13 protein-coding genes are annotated in these 15332 nt (G+C 71.3%); 1 reads left to right on the top strand and 12 read right to left on the bottom strand.

Annotated features, from left to right (window positions below):
* Window positions 1-11: 11 nt before the first annotated feature.
* The 6 genes from PUR26_RS07085 to PUR26_RS07060 form a co-directional block, all read right to left on the bottom strand.
* A complete protein-coding gene (locus PUR26_RS07085; protein ID WP_329870302.1) occupies window positions 12-1667 on the bottom strand; it encodes a beta-N-acetylhexosaminidase in 1656 nt (551 codons plus the stop codon).
* 4 nt (window positions 1668-1671) lie between these two features.
* Window positions 1672-2511 carry a carbohydrate ABC transporter permease gene (locus PUR26_RS07080; protein WP_329870300.1) on the bottom strand — a complete coding sequence of 280 codons (840 nt, stop codon included), beginning with the start codon at window positions 2509-2511 and terminating at the stop codon, window positions 1672-1674.
* A complete protein-coding gene (locus PUR26_RS07075) occupies window positions 2508-3509 on the bottom strand; it encodes a carbohydrate ABC transporter permease (protein WP_329870298.1) in 1002 nt (333 codons plus the stop codon). The genes PUR26_RS07080 and PUR26_RS07075 overlap by 4 nt, the downstream gene beginning before the upstream one ends.
* A gap of 5 nt (window positions 3510-3514) precedes the next feature.
* The gene (locus tag PUR26_RS07070; RefSeq protein WP_329870296.1) at window positions 3515-4819 is read right to left on the bottom strand and encodes an extracellular solute-binding protein; all 1305 of its coding nucleotides are present in this window, start codon (window positions 4817-4819) and stop codon (window positions 3515-3517) included.
* A gap of 225 nt (window positions 4820-5044) precedes the next feature.
* On the bottom strand, window positions 5045-5338 hold the full coding sequence (locus PUR26_RS07065; protein WP_329870294.1) for a DUF3039 domain-containing protein: 294 nt from the start codon (window positions 5336-5338) through the stop codon (window positions 5045-5047).
* A 190-nt stretch (window positions 5339-5528) separates the two neighbouring features.
* Complete coding sequence (locus tag PUR26_RS07060) at window positions 5529-6089, bottom strand: YqgE/AlgH family protein (RefSeq protein WP_329870293.1); 561 nt, start codon at window positions 6087-6089, stop codon at window positions 5529-5531.
* A gap of 288 nt (window positions 6090-6377) precedes the next feature.
* Between PUR26_RS07060 and murA the strand changes: the two genes are divergently transcribed.
* Entirely contained in the window at window positions 6378-7718 is a 1341-nt protein-coding gene (murA, locus tag PUR26_RS07055; protein WP_329870291.1) for a UDP-N-acetylglucosamine 1-carboxyvinyltransferase, read from the top strand.
* Window positions 7719-8331: 613 nt separating this feature from the next.
* Here murA and PUR26_RS07050 read toward each other — a convergent pair.
* From PUR26_RS07050 to PUR26_RS07025, 6 genes are all read right to left on the bottom strand, one after another.
* Window positions 8332-8613, bottom strand: a complete 282-nt coding sequence (locus tag PUR26_RS07050; protein ID WP_015033921.1) for an HU family DNA-binding protein — start codon at window positions 8611-8613, stop codon at window positions 8332-8334.
* A 287-nt stretch (window positions 8614-8900) separates the two neighbouring features.
* Window positions 8901-10334, bottom strand: a complete 1434-nt coding sequence (locus PUR26_RS07045; protein ID WP_329870289.1) for an NAD-dependent malic enzyme — start codon at window positions 10332-10334, stop codon at window positions 8901-8903.
* A gap of 442 nt (window positions 10335-10776) precedes the next feature.
* Window positions 10777-13143: a HelD family protein gene (locus tag PUR26_RS07040; protein ID WP_329870287.1), complete on the bottom strand. Its 2367-nt coding sequence runs from the start codon at window positions 13141-13143 to the stop codon at window positions 10777-10779.
* Between the two features lie 62 nt (window positions 13144-13205).
* Window positions 13206-14015, bottom strand: coding sequence for an anti-sigma factor family protein (locus PUR26_RS07035; protein WP_329870285.1), 810 nt, complete (start codon window positions 14013-14015; stop codon window positions 13206-13208).
* On the bottom strand, window positions 14012-14650 hold the full coding sequence (locus tag PUR26_RS07030; RefSeq protein WP_329870283.1) for a sigma-70 family RNA polymerase sigma factor: 639 nt from the start codon (window positions 14648-14650) through the stop codon (window positions 14012-14014). The genes PUR26_RS07035 and PUR26_RS07030 overlap by 4 nt, the downstream gene beginning before the upstream one ends.
* A gap of 26 nt (window positions 14651-14676) precedes the next feature.
* On the bottom strand, window positions 14677-15303 hold the full coding sequence (locus PUR26_RS07025) for a CGNR zinc finger domain-containing protein (protein WP_329870281.1): 627 nt from the start codon (window positions 15301-15303) through the stop codon (window positions 14677-14679).
* Window positions 15304-15332: the final 29 nt, after the last annotated feature.

The raw sequence follows: 15332 nt of genomic DNA, 5'->3' as shown, positions 1-15332 counted from the left end.
GCCCGCCGGGCTCACACGTTCGGGGGCGCCCCGTCGATCGGGCGTCCGATCACCCCCGGGCGCCGCTGCCACGGTGCGGGTCCCGCGGGTGGCCGGTAGTCGACGCCGAGCGCGTCCAGGCGCCGGTAGTGGACAGTCATTCGGTCCGTGAACTCCGCGAAGTCGCGTTCGGCGGGGGCTGCCAGGGCGGACCAGGCGACCTCGGCGAAGGCCGCGAGGCGCGGGAAGACCTGGTAGTCGACGCGGGAGCGGCTGTCCATCACCTCGGTCCAGGCGTTGGCCTGGGTCCCCAGGATGTGCGCGGCGGCCCGCGGATCCAGCCCGGGCGGCACGGGGTCGAAGCGGTAGACGTCCTCCAGGGTCCGTACGTACCCGATGGGCACCGGCTCGTCCTCGCCGCCGTGCTGGCGGTGGTCCAGGTAGACCTGCTGCTCGGGGCACATGACCACGTCGTGCCCCGCCTCGGCGGCGGCGATCCCGCCCGCGTACCCCCGCCAGGAGGAGACGGCGGCGCCGGGCGCGAGCCCGCCCTCCAGGATCTCGTCCCATCCGATGAGGCGCCTGCCCCGCTCGGCGAGCCAGCCGTCGAAGTGCCGGATGAACCACGCCTGGAGCTCGTCCTCGTCGGCGAGTCCGAGCTCCTCGATCCGGGCCTGGGCGGCGGGGGACGCCTTCCACTGGTCCTTGGGGCACTCGTCACCGCCCACATGGATGAACGTCGACGGGAAGAGGTCGAGGACCTCCTCGAAGACCTCCTCGTAGAAGCGCAGGGTGTGCTCGGTGGGGGCGAGCACGTTCGGGTTGACGCCCCAGGTGTCCCAGACGGTCAGCGCGGCCGTGTCGACGACGTCGGCGTTGCCGAGTTCCGGATACGCGGCGATGGCCGCCTGCGAGTGGCCGGGGATGTCGATCTCCGGTACGACGCTGATGTGCCGCTCGGCGGCGTAGGCGACGATCTCCCGGATGTCGTCCTGGGTGTAGTGGCCGCCGTGCGGTGTCTCGCTCCACAGCGGGGACGCGCGGTGTCCGTGCTTGGTACGGGCCCGCCAGGCGCCGATCTCGGTGAGCCTCGGGTGGCGCTTGATCTCGATCCGCCAGCCCTGGTCGTCGGTGAGGTGGAAGTGGAAGACGTTGAGCTTGTGGGCGGCGAGGAGGTCGATCTGGCGCAGGACGTCCTCCTTGGGCAGGAAGTGCCGTGCCACGTCGAGCATGAGGCCGCGCCAGCCGAAGCGGGGCGCGTCCTCGATCTCCAGCTCGGGCAGCTGCCAGCGGGCCGCGCCCAGGGGGGCGCGGCGGTAGGCGTCCGGGCCCAGGAGCTGGCGCAGGGTCTGCGCCCCCCAGAAGACGCCGGCCGGCCCGCCGCCCTCGACCAGCGCCCTCCGGTCGCGCACGGTGATCCGGTAGCCCTCCGGCGGGAGGCTGCCGTCGAGGCGCAGCCGTACGGAGTTCGCGTCGTCCCCGGCGCTCCCGGGGGTGCCGTCCCGCGGGCCGGTCCCGGCCGGGTGCAGCGGCAGCGCGGTGGCCTGGGTGAGCACCGAGCGCAGCCACCTTTCGGCGCTGCCGGTCCCGGTCTCCGCGGTGAGGGTCGTGCGGTCGTCGAGGACGAAGGTCCCGTCGCCCGTGGGGCGCACGGAGCGGGGGGCGGGGATCAGACGGGTGTCGGGCATGGCGTCAGTCCTTGACCGCTCCGCCCAGTCCGGAGACCAGGCGTCGCTGTACGAGTACGAAGAAGACGAGTACCGGGATGGTCATGACGGTCGACGCGGCCATGATGCCGCCCCAGTCGTTCTCGTCGGGCTTGAAGAAGACGAGGAGGGCCATCGGGAGGGTCGACTGGGAGGTGTCGCTGATGATGAAGGACTTCGCGAAGAGGAAGTCGTTCCAGGTCGAGATGAACGAGAAGACGCTCGTCGCGACCAGGCCGGGGAAGACCAGCGGGAAGAGGATCTGCCACAGGAAGCGGGTGCGGCTCGCGCCGTCGATGTACGCGGCCTCCTCCAGGGCCTCGGGGACCGCCTTGACGAAGCCGCGCAGCATCCAGATGGCGAACGGCAGCGAGAAGGCGATGTGCGGCAGGACGAGCGAGCCGAGGGTGTTGAGCTGGCCGAAGTCCCGCATCAGGAAGAACAGCGGGATGGTCAGGGCCTCGATCGGCACCATCTGGGCGACCAGGAACATGATCAGCAGGGTTGTGCGGAGCCGGAACCTGAAGCGGGTGACGGCGGTCGCGGCCAGGAAGGCGATCAGCGCGGAGGCCACGACGACCGTGCCGGCGACCACCAGGCTGTTGACGAAGTAGCGGCCGAACTCCTGCTGCTCGAAGACGCGGCGGAAGGAGTCGAGGGACGGCGAAAGGGTCCACGGCCGGGCCTCGGTGGACTGGATCTCGCCCGCGGGTTTCAGGGCGGAGAGGACCATCCAGTAGAGCGGGAAGGCGACGACGACCGCGACGGCCAGGGCGGCGGCCTCGGCGGCCAGCCGCCAGGGACGGCGGATGCGCGGGAGGTTCACAGTTCTTCTCCCTGTCGTCGCAGCAGGCGGAGGTAGACCAGCGTGACCGCCAGCAGGATGAGGAGCATGACGACGCCGATCGCCGAACCGAGGCTGTACTGGGAGGACGCGAACGCCTTCTGGTAGGCGTAGACGTTGAGGACGAGGTTCTGGCCGGCGATGCCGCCGCCGCCCGTCATCACGTAGATCTGGGTGAAGACCTTGAAGTCCCAGATGATCGACTGGATGGTGACGACGACCAGGATCGGCCGGAGCATCGGGGCGGTGACGGAGCGCCAGATCCGCCACTGCGAGGCGCCGTCGAGCGCCGCGGCCTCCAGGACCTCGGACGGGATGGCCTTGATGCCCGCGTACACGGTCACCATCACGAACGGGAACGAACACCACACGACCTCGAAGAGGACGAGCGCGAAGGCGCTGTAGCGCCCGTACGTCCAGGAGAAGTCGCCGAGGCCGAGCACCTTGTTGACGGGGCCGAAGTCCGGGTCGAACAGGAAGACCCAGACGGTGGACCCGGTGATGGCGGGGGTCGCCCACGCGCCGAGCGCGGCCAGCATGAGCGCCAGACGGGGCACGGCCCGCACGCGGGTCAGCAGGACGGCGAGGGCGCACCCGGTGGCCAGGGTGGCGACGACGCAGGCGGCGGCGAAGAGCACGGTGGCGAGGAGGACCTGCCAGAACTGGCTGTCGCCGAAGAGGGCCGTGTAGTTGCCGAACCCCTGGAACGAGGTCGGTTCGCCTCCGCTGACCTGGGCCTGGGTGTACTCCAGGAACGAGATCAGGCCGAGCTGGTAGATGGGGTAGACGAGGAGCCCGCCGAGGACGACGAGCGCGGGCGCCAGGTAGAGCCAGGGGGTCCACCCGGCCTGTCCGGGGCGGCTGGCGGCCCGGGGCGCGGGGCCGGAGCCGGCCCCGGTGGCCGGGCGCCGGCCGGTCCGCTCGACGGCGGCGGCCCGGGGCCCGGGGGCGCGGTCCACGGTCTCGGTGCGGTCGGTCATGTGGCTCAGCTCGCGGACGCGAACGCCGCGTCCATCTTCTTCGCCGCGTCGTCCGAGGCGCCGGCCACGTCCTTGCGGCCGCTCACGACCTCCTGGAACATCGTGGGCAGCACCAGCGAGGCGTCGATCTGACCCCATCCGGGAGACGCCGGGACGAACTTGGCGCCCGCGCCGAGCGAGTCGATGAAGGGCTTCACGAACGGCTGCTTCTGGGCGGCCCGGGCCCGTACGTCGGTGTACGTCGGCAGGAAGCCCATCGCGTCGAAGAGCCGGCCCTGGGACTCCTTGCCGGTGAGCGACTTCATCAGGTCCACCGCCAGCGTCCGGTGCGAACTGCTCTTCAGCACACCGACGTTGTTCCCGCCCGCGAAGGCGGGCGCTATTGACCCGGCCGTGACACCGGGCAGCGGCACCACGGCGTAGGAACCCTTCACCGTGCCCGCCTCGACCGCCGCGTGACTGAAGTCGCCGCCGATCACCATGGCCGCCTTGCCGGAGGCGAACGCGGTGACGGTCGCGTTGCCGCCCATCGAGGCGCACTTGGCGGCGGGGCAGTTGTCGTCGCCGAAGAGGGAGGTGTACGCGGTGATGCCCTTGCGCGCGGCCTCACTGTTGATGGCCGCCTTGTACGTCCCGCCGTCCCGCGTGGCGAGTTCGCCGCCGTGGGCCCAGATGAAGGGCATCGCGCCGTAGGTGTAGGCGCCGCCGACCGCGATCCCGTACAGCTCCGGCCTGGCCTTGTGGATCTTCTTTGCGGTGGAGACGAGTTCGGCCTGCGTCTTGGGGGCGGCCAGCCCGAGCTCCTTGAAGACGTCGGTGCGGTAGTACAGCGCGCGTACGCCGACGAAGAGGGGCGAGCCGTAGACCTTGCCGTCCACCGTGACGGACTGCTTGGCGGTCGGGTCGATGTCCTTCGCCTCGTTCCAGGCGGCGAACTCGGTGCTGATGTCGGCCAGTCCGCCGTCCTTGACGTATCCGGCGGTGTCGGTGTTGCCGTACTCGATCAGGTCGGGGGCGCTCTTGGGGTCGTTGAAGGCGGCCTTGATCCGCTGGGCCCTGGTGTCGACCGGGATGTACTCGACCTCGACCTTCGCGCCCTGGTTGCGCTTCTCGAAGGCGGCGACGGCGGCGTCGACGACCTGCTCCTTGGGCTTGTTGTTGACCTCCTGGAAGAGCCAGACGCGCAGGGTGCCGCCCTTCTCGTCCTTGGTCGCGCCGTTGTCCGAGGTCCCCGGGGCGCACGCGGTGGCGGTGAGGGCCGCCAGCGCAAGTGCCGTGACCGGCGCGACTGTTCGGGCAGGAAGCTTCATGACGGGATCCCCTCCGATGGCGTTGCAGCATGCGCAACGGTCATTTCGTGCTGCACAACACGCAGGAGGTTAGATCGGCCCTCACGGGCGTACAAGAGGTCTCAACCACTCTGTGACCAGGGGGTGCACCCCGTGCAACGGCGGCCGGCGGCCCCCGAACACGAGAAGGCCCCCGGGACGCGCGGTGAGTGCGCGTCCCGGGGGCCTTCCGGCGGGGCCGGTCGGTTACTTCTTGTCCTTGCCGCCCTTGCCCTTGTCCTTGTCGCCACCGGCGCCCATGGACTCGTAGATCTCCTTGCACATCGGGCAGACCGGGTACTTCTTGGGGTCACGCCCCGGCACCCAGACCTTCCCGCACAGCGCCACCACGGGAGTGCCGTCGAGGGCGCTCGCCATGATCTTGTCCTTCTGGACATAGTGCGCGTAGCGCTCGTGGTCGCCGTCGCCGTGCGACACCTGCGGCGTCGGCTCTACGAGGGTCCCCGTACCTGCCCCGCGCTCGGGCTCAAGAGTGCTCATGAGCTCCAAGGGTACCCACGTCCGCGCCGTCCCGGGAGCCAGGCCCCGCACGGGTCCGCCGGGCACCGGACCCGGTCACCGGCCGCTCCGGCCGGGGGCACGGGGCGCGCGGACCGGCGCGCGCGAGCCGGAACGCGCCGGCCCGCACGACGGTCGTCCGGACCGGTCCGCACGGCCACCGGCCGGCCGGTCAGTTGAGGGAGGGGTCGTCCGGGTACGTCGCGATCATGGCGAGTTCGCTGCGCTGACGCCGCAGCACCGCCCGCCACAGGCTCTCGGGTGACGGGGACGACACGTCGCCCGGCTCCGAATCGACGACGAACCACGCGCCGTCGGCCATCTCGTCCTCCAGCTGGCCCGGCCCCCACCCCGCGTACCCGGCGAAGATCCTGAGCGAGCCGAGGGCGGCGGCGAGCAGCTCCGGCGGGGCCTCCAGGTCCACCAGGCCGATCGCCCCGTACACCCGGCGCCAGCCCAGCGGCCCCTCGTCACCGGGGATCACGGCGAGGCCGAGCGCCGAGTCCAGGGAGACGGGACCGCCCTGGAAGACCACGCCGGGCTCACCGGCGAGCGGCGCCCAGGGCTCCAGGATGTCGCCGACACCGACCGGCGTCGGACGGTTGAGGACCACGCCGAGGGAACCCTCGTCGTCGTGGTCGAGCAACAGGACGACCGCGCGGTCGAAGTTCGGGTCCGCCAGCGCGGGGGTGGCCACGAGCAGCCGTCCTGTGAGCGAGGACACCTCGGTCATGCCAGACATGATCCCGCATCTTGCCGTGTCGCGTGGGGTGAGCGGACGACTCGGACCGGAACGGGTGCCGGCCCCGGCCGCGCCACGCCGGACGGGGCCGGTGGCCGAATACGGTCGGTAACCGTCCGCAAGGGCGGGAGAGCACAGGGTGTTGTGCCCAATTCATTACATCTGAGAGGCCCCCTCAGCCTTACGGGACAGGGGCGGAAGCCCCTTACCCTTTTCTCTGGCCCCCTGCCCGACCTCCCCCTGGCTCCACGGGGGGACACCCTCCGGAACGCGAGATTCATGACCGGCACAGACGATGTACTGCTTGTCCACGGCGGAACCCCGCTGGAGGGCGAGATCCGTGTCCGCGGCGCGAAGAACCTCGTGCCCAAGGCGATGGTCGCCGCCCTGCTCGGCAGCGAGCCGAGCCGGCTGCGCAACGTGCCCGACATCCGTGATGTCCGGGTGGTGCGCGGACTGCTCCAGCTGCACGGAGTGACCGTGCGCCCCGGCGAGGAGCCGGGCGAGCTGATCCTGGACCCCACCCACGTCGAGTCCGCCAACGTCGCCGACATCGATGCCCACGCGGGCTCGTCGCGCATCCCGATCCTCTTCTGCGGCCCGCTGCTGCACCGTCTCGGCCACGCCTTCATCCCGGGTCTGGGCGGCTGCGACATCGGCGGCCGGCCGATCGACTTCCACTTCGACGTGCTGCGCCAGTTCGGCGCGACCATCGAGAAGCGCGCGGACGGCCAGTACCTGGAGGCTCCGCAGCGGCTGCGCGGCACGAAGATCCGCCTGCCCTACCCGTCGGTCGGCTCGACCGAGCAGGTGCTGCTGACGGCCGTGCTGGCGGAGGGAGTCACCGAGCTCTCCAACGCGGCGGTCGAGCCGGAGATCGAGGACCTCATCTGCGTGCTGCAGAAGATGGGCGCGATCATCTCCGTGGACACCGACCGGACGATCCGGATCACCGGTGTCGACAAGCTCGGCGGCTACACGCACCGCGCGCTCCCCGACCGCCTGGAGGCGGCCTCCTGGGCGTCGGCGGCGCTGGCGACCGAGGGCAACATCTATGTGCGCGGCGCCCAGCAGCGCTCGATGATGACGTTCCTCAACACCTATCGGCGGGTGGGCGGTGCCTTCGAGATCGACGACGAGGGCATCCGCTTCTGGCACCCCGGCGGCTCGCTCAACGCGATCGCCCTGGAGACCGACGTGCACCCCGGCTTCCAGACCGACTGGCAGCAGCCGCTGGTGGTGGCCCTGACGCAGGCCGCCGGCCTCTCCATCATCCACGAGACGGTGTACGAGTCCCGGCTGGGCTTCACGTCCGCGCTGAACCAGATGGGCGCGCACATCCAGCTGTACCGCGAGTGCCTGGGCGGCTCGGACTGCCGCTTCGGCCAGCGCAACTTCCTGCACTCGGCGGTGGTGTCGGGCCCGACGAAGCTCCAGGGCGCGGACCTGGTCATCCCTGACCTGCGCGGCGGCTTCTCGTACCTGATCGCGGCCCTGGCGGCCCAGGGCACCTCCCGGGTCCACGGCATCGACCTGATCAACCGCGGCTACGAGAACTTCATGGACAAGCTGGTGGAGCTGGGCGCCAAGGTCGAACTCCCGGCAGGCCCGGCGGTCTGACCCCGCGACCCGCCTCTCGACAGTTCGCTCCGCCCCCCGGGCGCCCCGGCCGGGGGTCCGGGGGTCGCCCCCCGGGCAAACACAGCATGGACAAGCTGGTGGAGCCGGGCGCCAAGGTCGAACTCCCGGCAGGCCCGGCGGTCTGACCCCGCGACCCGCCTCTCGACAGTTCGCTCCGCCCCCGGGCGCCCCGGCCGGGGGTCCGGGGGTCGCCCCCCGGGCAAACACAGCATGGACAAGCTGGTGGAGCCGGGCGCCAAGGTCGAACTCCCGGCAGGCCCGGCGGTCTGACCCCGCGCCAGGCCCGCCGGCCGTCCCCACGGCCCCCGCCGAGCGCGGGGGCCGTCGGTCGTTTGCGGGGGCGACCACGGGTCGTTCACGAGCAACCGCCCTCGGGCCCGCCGGAACCTCCCCGTCACGGCCCCGCCGGGACTCCCGTCACGGCCCCTCGGCTCCGTCGCCTCCCGGGCGGCCGGCACCCGTGACCGGCGCCCCGGAGGCGCCCGCCGGGATGGGTGGGGTCAGGAAAGGGCCGAGCGGGGGCGTACGCGGGCAAACCGAAGGGCGGCCACCCCCTGACAGGGTGGCCGCCCTTCTGTGTCGCCCAGGGGGCTTACTTGCCCTTGGCGGCTTCCTTGAGCTTGGAGCCCGCGGAGACCTTCACGCTGTAACCGGCCGGGATGTCGATCGGGTCGCCGGTCTGCGGGTTACGAGCGGTGCGAGCGGCACGGTGGGTGCGCTCGAAGGTCAGGAAGCCGGGGATGGTGACCTTCTCGTCGCCCTTGGCGACGACCTCGCCGACGGTCTCGGCGAGAGCGGCCAGCACGGCGTCGGCGTCCTTGCGGGTCACCTCGGCGCGGTCGGCCAGGGCGGCCACCAGCTCACTGCGGTTCATGTTGTTACTCCCGTGTTCTTCTTGCCTGTGAGGCGTGAGATCGAAGCCGATGCTGCCAGGGCCCTTGGACAGTCCCCGGACCCGGGTCTGCTGTCAGACCCTCGCGCCCGAATATGCATCCTGCCCCCACCAGCGGCGGGAAAGCCAATCCGGCACCCTTCGGAGTCACACGAAAAGCGCCACTGCCTCGTCGTGGTGACGTTCGGTCGACTCCTGGGGAACTCCCCGGAGCCGAACCGCCACCCTAAAGGCGGGTTTACGGCCCCGGGACGCGCGACGCGCCGAGGTCAGACGGACGTGGGCGCCGTCACAGTGACACCGGCCGCCTTGGCCGCGTTGCGAACGGCACCGGCCACGGCACCCGCGACCTTGTCGTTGAAGACGGACGGGATGATGTAGTTCGGGTTGAGCTCGTCCTCGGTGACGACGTCCGCGAGGGCGGTCGCGGCCGCCAGCATCATCTCGGTGTTGACCGTGCGCGACTGCGCGTCCAGCAGACCGCGGAAGACGCCGGGGAAGACCAGCACGTTGTTGATCTGGTTGGGGAAGTCCGAACGGCCGGTGGCCACAACTGCCGCCGTCTGACGGGCGATTGCCGGCTCGACCTCGGGGTCCGGGTTCGCGAGCGCGAACACGATCGCGCCCTCCGCCATCCCGGCCACGTCGTCCCCGTTGAGCACGTTCGGAGCGGAGACGCCGATGAAGACGTCGGCGCCGTGCACCGCTTCCTTCAGCGTGCCCGTGACGCCCTCGGGGTTGGTGTTGTCGGCGATCCACCGCAGCGGCGACTCGGGCGCGGCGTCCACCAGGTCCTCGCGGCCCGCGTGCACGACGCCGTGGATGTCGGCCACGACGGCGTGCTTGACGCCCGCCGCGATGAGCAGCTTGAGGATGGCCGTACCGGCCGCGCCGGCACCGGACATGACGACCCGTACGTCCCCGATGCCCTTGCCCACCACGCGGAGCGCGTTGGTCAGCGCGGCGAGCACGACGATCGCCGTGCCGTGCTGGTCGTCGTGGAAGACCGGGATGTCCAGCGCCTCGCGCAGCCGCGCCTCGATCTCGAAGCAGCGGGGGGCGGAGATGTCCTCCAGGTTGATGCCCGCGAAGCCGGGGGCGATCGCCTTGACGATCTCGACGATCGCGTCGGTGTCCTGGGTGTCCAGGCAGATCGGCCAGGCGTCGATGCCCGCGAACCGCTTGAACAGGGCCGCCTTGCCCTCCATGACCGGCAGTGCGGCCTTGGGGCCGATGTTGCCGAGGCCCAGCACGGCGGAGCCGTCCGTCACGACTGCGACGGAGTTGCGCTTGATGGTGAGGCGGCGGGCGTCCTCGGGGTTCTCGGCGATCGCCATGCACACGCGGGCCACGCCCGGGGTGTAGATCATGGACAGGTCGTCACGGTTGCGGATGGGGTGCTTGGACGCCATCTCGATCTTGCCGCCGAGGTGCATCAGGAACGTACGGTCGGAGACCTTGCCGAGTACGACACCCTCGATGCCGCGCAGCTTGGTGACGATCTCGTCGGCGTGCGCGGTGGAGGTCGCGGCGATCGTGACGTCGATCCGCAGCTTCTCGTGGCCGGAGGCGGTCACGTCGAGGCCGGTGACCGAGCCGCCGGAGGATTCCACGGCCGTGGTGAGCTGAGAGACCGCGGTTCCGCTGGCGGGAACCTCCAGCCGGACCGTCATCGAGTACGAGACGCTGGGCGCCGTTGCCATGGCCGAGTTCCTCTGCTTTCCCTAGCTTCATTGCTGCCCCACGCCGGCGATGGCCGGGCAGGGCTCTCCGATCGTCGCACCTACCTGCGAGTAGCAGGTAATAGTGGTCGTTTAGTTTTCGGAAAGTAGTTTCCACCATACGAGAGATGGCGGCTCCGACGGAAGCCCCGGAGGCCCAACGGACGGTCAAGGAACCGACCGGGCGGTCGACGGGGCCTCCCGCCCCCGGCCGCCGCCAACGACAGCAGGTCCGCGCCATCCATGGATGACGCGGACCTGCTTCTCACGCTGTGGGTGGCACCGGCCCGCCATGCTCGCCTCGCGGCAAGTGGTCGCTCGTAGCGACGAAGGTTGGGCCCGGGGGCTTGGATCGAGCCGGTGCCACCACCAGGCTAACAAATCGCCCCGCCAAGTGATTCGTCCTGCGCCGGTTGACCGGAAATCAGTCCCTGAGCAGGTCCGGGACACCGTCCGCGTCGGGCTCGTCACGGCGCCCGGAGACCACCGTGAGCTGCTGCGTCGCCCGGGTCAGCGCCACGTACAGCACCCGCAGGCCCGCCGGGGACTCGTCGGCGATCTCGGCGGGCGACACGACGACCGTCGCGTCGTACTCCAGGCCCTTCGCCTCCAGGCTGCCCAGCGCCACCACCCGGTCACCGAGCCCGTCCAGCCAGCGCGCGGCCTGCTCGCGCCGGTTCATCGCGACGACCACGCCGACCGTGCCGTCCACCAGCTCCAGCAGCCGCCGCGCCTCCTCCCGCACGGTTCCGGCCAGGTCCCCGTCGGCCAGGGCCACGAAACGGGGCTCCACGCCCGTGGAGCGGACCGCGCGCGGCGCCTCCATGCCGGGCATCGCCAGCGCCAGGATCCGGGCGGCGAGCTCGGCGATCTCGGCCGGGTTCCGGTAGTTCACCGTGAGCTCGAAGCGGCGGCGCGGGCGGCTGCCCAGCGCCTCGTCACGGGCCTCGGCCGCCTCCTCCGGCACCGACCAGGAGGACTGGGCGGGGTCGCCCACCACGGTCCAGGTGGCGTGCCTGCCCCGGCGGCCCACCATCCGCCACTGCATGGGGGTGAGGTCCTGCGCCTCGTCGACGATGACGTGGGCGTACTCGGTGCGCTCCTGGGCCAGCCGCTCGGCGCGCTCGCGCTGCGTCTCCTCCCGTACCGGCATCAGCTCCTCCAGCCCCGTGAGCTGGTCCAGCGGGTCCAGCTCGCGCTTGCGGCGCGGGCGGGCCGGGGTGCCGAGCAGCGTCTGGAGCTCGTCCAGCAGGGCCACGTCGTGCACGGACAGCTCCTCGCGGCGCAGCGAGCGGGCCACGCGGCGGACCTCGCCGGGGTTGAGCACCCGGCGCGCCCAGCGGCCCAGCCGCTTCTCGTCGGCCATCGCCCTGAGCACCTGGCGGGGCGTGAGCTCCGGCCACCAGGCGTCCAGGAACCGCAGGAAGCTGTCCTCGGTGGAGACGTCCTCGTCGAACGACGAGCGCAGCTCCGCCGCGAGCTCGGGGTCGCTGTGCCGGCTCCCGGCGCCGGACTTGGCGTACAGCGCGTCCAGCAGCAGCTTGCGGGCGCGCGGGCGCAGCAGGTTGACGGGGGCCGTACCGCCCAGCGCGATCTGGCGGATCCGGGACAGGTCGTCGGCCTCCAGCTCCAGCCGCCGCCCGAAGGCGACCACCCGCAGCCGGGAGGGCGTACCGGGCTCCGGCGCGTCCTCCCCGAGGGCGAGCTGCTCCCCGGCCCCTGAGGCCCCCGCGGCCCCCGTGGTCCCGGCGGTCCCTGCGGCACCGGGGCGCTCCAGCGCCCCGCTCACGGCCTTGCGCAGCACCTTCAGCATCCGCGAGGAGCCCTTGACCCGGGCCACGGCCGGTTCGTCGTACGCGGTGGCCTCCGCCCCGTCGACCAGGCTGCCGACCGCGCGGATCGCCACCTGGCCCTCCTCGCCGAGGGACGGCAGGACGCCCTCGGTGTAGGCGACCAGCAGGGGGGTCGGCGAGACGATCAGGATGCCGCCCGCGTACCGGCGCCGGTCCTGGTAGAGCAGGTAGGCGGCGCGGTGCAGCGCCACGGCCGTCTTGCCGGTGCCCGGGCCGCCCTCCACGTACGTCACGGAGGCGGCCGGGGCCCGGATCACCAGGTCCTGCTCGGCCTGGATGGAGGAGACGATGTCGCGCATGGTGTGGCTGCGTGCCTGGCCGAGTGCGGCCATCAGGGCGCCGTCGCCGATCACCGGGAGCTCGGCGCCGCCGAGGGTGGCGGTCAGCTCCGGGCGCATCAGGTCGTCCTCGACGCCGAGGACCTTGCGGCCCCTGGAGCGGATGACCCGTCTGCGCACCACCCGGCCGGGGTCGACCGGCGTCGAGCGGTAGAACGGCGCGGCGGCCGGGGCGCGCCAGTCGATCACCAGGGGCGCGTAGTCGGAGTCGAGGACGCCGATCCGGCCGATGTGGAGGGTCTCCCCGATCTCGGCCGTGTTGTCGGGGCGTACGGCGTCGTCGGCGGGCTCCACCGAGGTGTAGGCACCGTCCGGGCCCTTCTTGCCGTCCTTGCCCTGGAGCAGGTCGATACGGCCGAAGAGGAAGTCCTCGTACTCGTTGTTGAGCCGGTTGAGGTGGATCCCGGCACGGAACACCTGGGCGTCCCGTTCGGCGAGTGCGCCGGGCGTGCCGACCTGGCCGCGCTTGGCGGCGTCACTCATCAGGAACTCCGCCTCGTGGATCTTCTCCTCGAGGCGGCGGTACACCTGATCAAGATGGTCCTGTTCGACACCGATTTCACGGTCCCGGACCGAATCGACGGCTTCCTGCGCGGCCACCGAGGCCCCCTTCTGACGTGCATTGGGCAGCCGTCGAGCGTACGCCAAGGGGGGCACTCGTGTCAGGCGTCGACCTCCACGAGCCGCTTGCCTTCGAACGTACGGACCTCGAAGTGATCGATGTCGGACCGGTTCATGGACACGCCACCGTGGATGTACAGAGGGTTTTTGGCCATTTTGTCCGGGCTGTCAGGGATGCCGTATCCCCACTTCGGGACCGCCCAGGAGGTCACGACCTCCTCCTCGCCGGTCTTGGAGACGGCGACCAGGTTGCACTTCAGGGGGCCCTTGACGTTCTTGAGCTCCAGAACGGCGTGGGTCCCCCAGCCCTTGCTCTCCATCCCGATGGTCGCGCTGACCTTGGTGGACGCGTCGGTCGCCTGCACCTTCGCCTGCATGTGGTGGAAGAAGGCGTCCTCGGCGGGGCTGGTGGGGTGCGGGTCGAGCGCCTGGAGGGTCCCGGCGTCGTCGCGGGAGGTGGTGACCACCGCCGCCACCGGACCGCCGATGACCAGCGCGGCGGCGAGCGCCACGAGGAGGCGGGTACGGCGACGGCGCTGGGCGCGCTTGGCGGCGACCTCGTCGACCAGCCGGTCGATCAGCGGCGGACCCGATCCGGGCGGGGCTCCGGAGAACCCGGCGGCCGGTACGGGATCGGGCATCGGCAGCACGACCGGCTGGGCGGCCGGCCCCGGCGCCTCGGCCAGCATGGCCAGCATGGGTTCCATGCCGGCGAACTCGTCCAGGTGGGCGGCGCACACGGAACACCCCACCAGGTGCATCTCGAAGGCGGTGGCATCGGCATCGTCGAGAATGCCGAGCACATAAGCGCCCACGGCGTCGTGCACCGACTCGTTCTCGTACGTCGTCATGCCGAGATCCCCCTCTCCTCCAGAGCGAGCTTCATCGAACGCAGTGCGTAGAACACCCGGGACCGGACCGTCCCACTGGGTATGCCGAGGGTCTCGGCGGCCTCATTGACCGTACGCCCCTTGAAATAGGTCTCGACCAATACTTCCCGATGAGCCGGGGTCAAATCGTCGAGCGCATCAGAGAGCGTCATCAGCCATAGCGCCTTGTCGATCTCGTCCTCCGCGGGCATGACCTCCAGCGGCGACGGATCGACCTCCTGCGGCCGGGCCTGCCGGCTTCGGTGGCCGTCGATGACGATGCGCCGGGCGACCGTCACCAGCCAGGGTCGGACGGAACCGGTGGCCCGATTGAGCTGACCGGCGTTCTTCCAGGCACGGATGAGCGTCTCCTGCACCACGTCCTCGGCGCGCTGGCGGTCGCCGGCGACGAGGCGGAGCACATACGCGAGCAGAGGGCCGGCGTGCTCGCGGTAGAGCGCCCGCATCAACTCCTCGTCCGGAGCATCCGGGTTGGTACGCGGTGTGACTGCGCGGTGCCGAGCCCGATGCGTCCCACGACGGTCATCGGCCACGGCGGCATCCTTGCGCACCTGGAACCTCCCGGTCGAGACCTTGTCCGACTGCTTGTCCCCCATCACTACGGAGGGCGGCGCGGAACCACTCAAAGCGCGGGAGATTTTTTCGAAAGATCTTTTCGGATACGCGCGCGGTGGCGGGCGACGCGCTCCCGGTTGCCGCACAGTTCACTGGAGCACCAGCGGCGCCGGCGCCCTCGCGAGGTGTCCAGATACACCCGGGCGCAGTCGTCCCCCTCGCACTGCCGCAGCCGGGCGCGGGCGGCCGGGTCGGTCAGCAGGTCGATGGCGTCGCGTGCGACAGCGGCGAGCAGCGCGCCGCAGTCGGGCGTGCTTCCCAAAGCCCTGACCAGGTCGTTCCCTTCACCGGCCGTGGCCCGTACGGCGCGCGGCGCGGGAGGCGCGGCGGCGGCGAGGGTGTTGAGGCGAGCCAGGGCGCAATCGGCGTACCCGCCCCGGCCGTCGAGCTGCGCCCGCACCAACTGGCCCGTCCACCGTCGCAGTTCGCCGAAGCGGGCCACCCAGTGGGCGTCGACCGCGGGAAGCGGGGTGCCGGCCGGGACCAGGCCGGCCGCCACCAGCCATGCGGTGAGCGCTTCGGGTCCGGACAGCCGGTCCGGGGAGGACGGCTCCCCGGTCGCCATGAGATCGAGGCACAGCCGCCCCGAGTCGAACCGCCGCCCGCCCGAACCCGTGCTCCGGTCCGCCGCCATGCGCCAGTCACCGCCCCGGGGTCACCGCC

Origin of the sequence: Streptomyces sp. SP18CS02 (assembly GCF_036322365.1) — a bacterium.
In the GTDB taxonomy this organism is placed as follows: Bacteria; Actinomycetota; Actinomycetes; order Streptomycetales; family Streptomycetaceae; genus Streptomyces.
Note: the sequence above shows the minus strand (reverse complement) of the source record. Positions and strands in the feature narration are given on the sequence as shown.

Excerpts from the sequence above, each read along its gene's own strand:
- PUR26_RS07060 (WP_329870293.1), bottom strand. The coding sequence starts at position 6,089 with ATGACCGAGGTGTCCTCGCTCACAGGACGGCTGCTCGTGGCCACCCCC.
- PUR26_RS07045 (WP_329870289.1), bottom strand. The coding sequence starts at position 10,334 with ATGGCAACGGCGCCCAGCGTCTCGTACTCGATGACGGTCCGGCTGGAG.
- PUR26_RS07030 (WP_329870283.1), bottom strand. The coding sequence starts at position 14,650 with ATGGGGGACAAGCAGTCGGACAAGGTCTCGACCGGGAGGTTCCAGGTG.
- PUR26_RS07085 (WP_329870302.1), bottom strand. The coding sequence starts at position 1,667 with ATGCCCGACACCCGTCTGATCCCCGCCCCCCGCTCCGTGCGCCCCACG.
- PUR26_RS07025 (WP_329870281.1), bottom strand. The coding sequence starts at position 15,303 with ATGGCGGCGGACCGGAGCACGGGTTCGGGCGGGCGGCGGTTCGACTCG.
- PUR26_RS07065 (WP_329870294.1), bottom strand. The coding sequence starts at position 5,338 with ATGAGCACTCTTGAGCCCGAGCGCGGGGCAGGTACGGGGACCCTCGTA.
- PUR26_RS07050 (WP_015033921.1), bottom strand. The coding sequence starts at position 8,613 with ATGAACCGCAGTGAGCTGGTGGCCGCCCTGGCCGACCGCGCCGAGGTG.
- PUR26_RS07075 (WP_329870298.1), bottom strand. The coding sequence starts at position 3,509 with ATGACCGACCGCACCGAGACCGTGGACCGCGCCCCCGGGCCCCGGGCC.
- PUR26_RS07070 (WP_329870296.1), bottom strand. The coding sequence starts at position 4,819 with ATGAAGCTTCCTGCCCGAACAGTCGCGCCGGTCACGGCACTTGCGCTG.
- murA (WP_329870291.1), top strand. The coding sequence starts at position 6,378 with ATGACCGGCACAGACGATGTACTGCTTGTCCACGGCGGAACCCCGCTG.
- PUR26_RS07035 (WP_329870285.1), bottom strand. The coding sequence starts at position 14,015 with ATGACGACGTACGAGAACGAGTCGGTGCACGACGCCGTGGGCGCTTAT.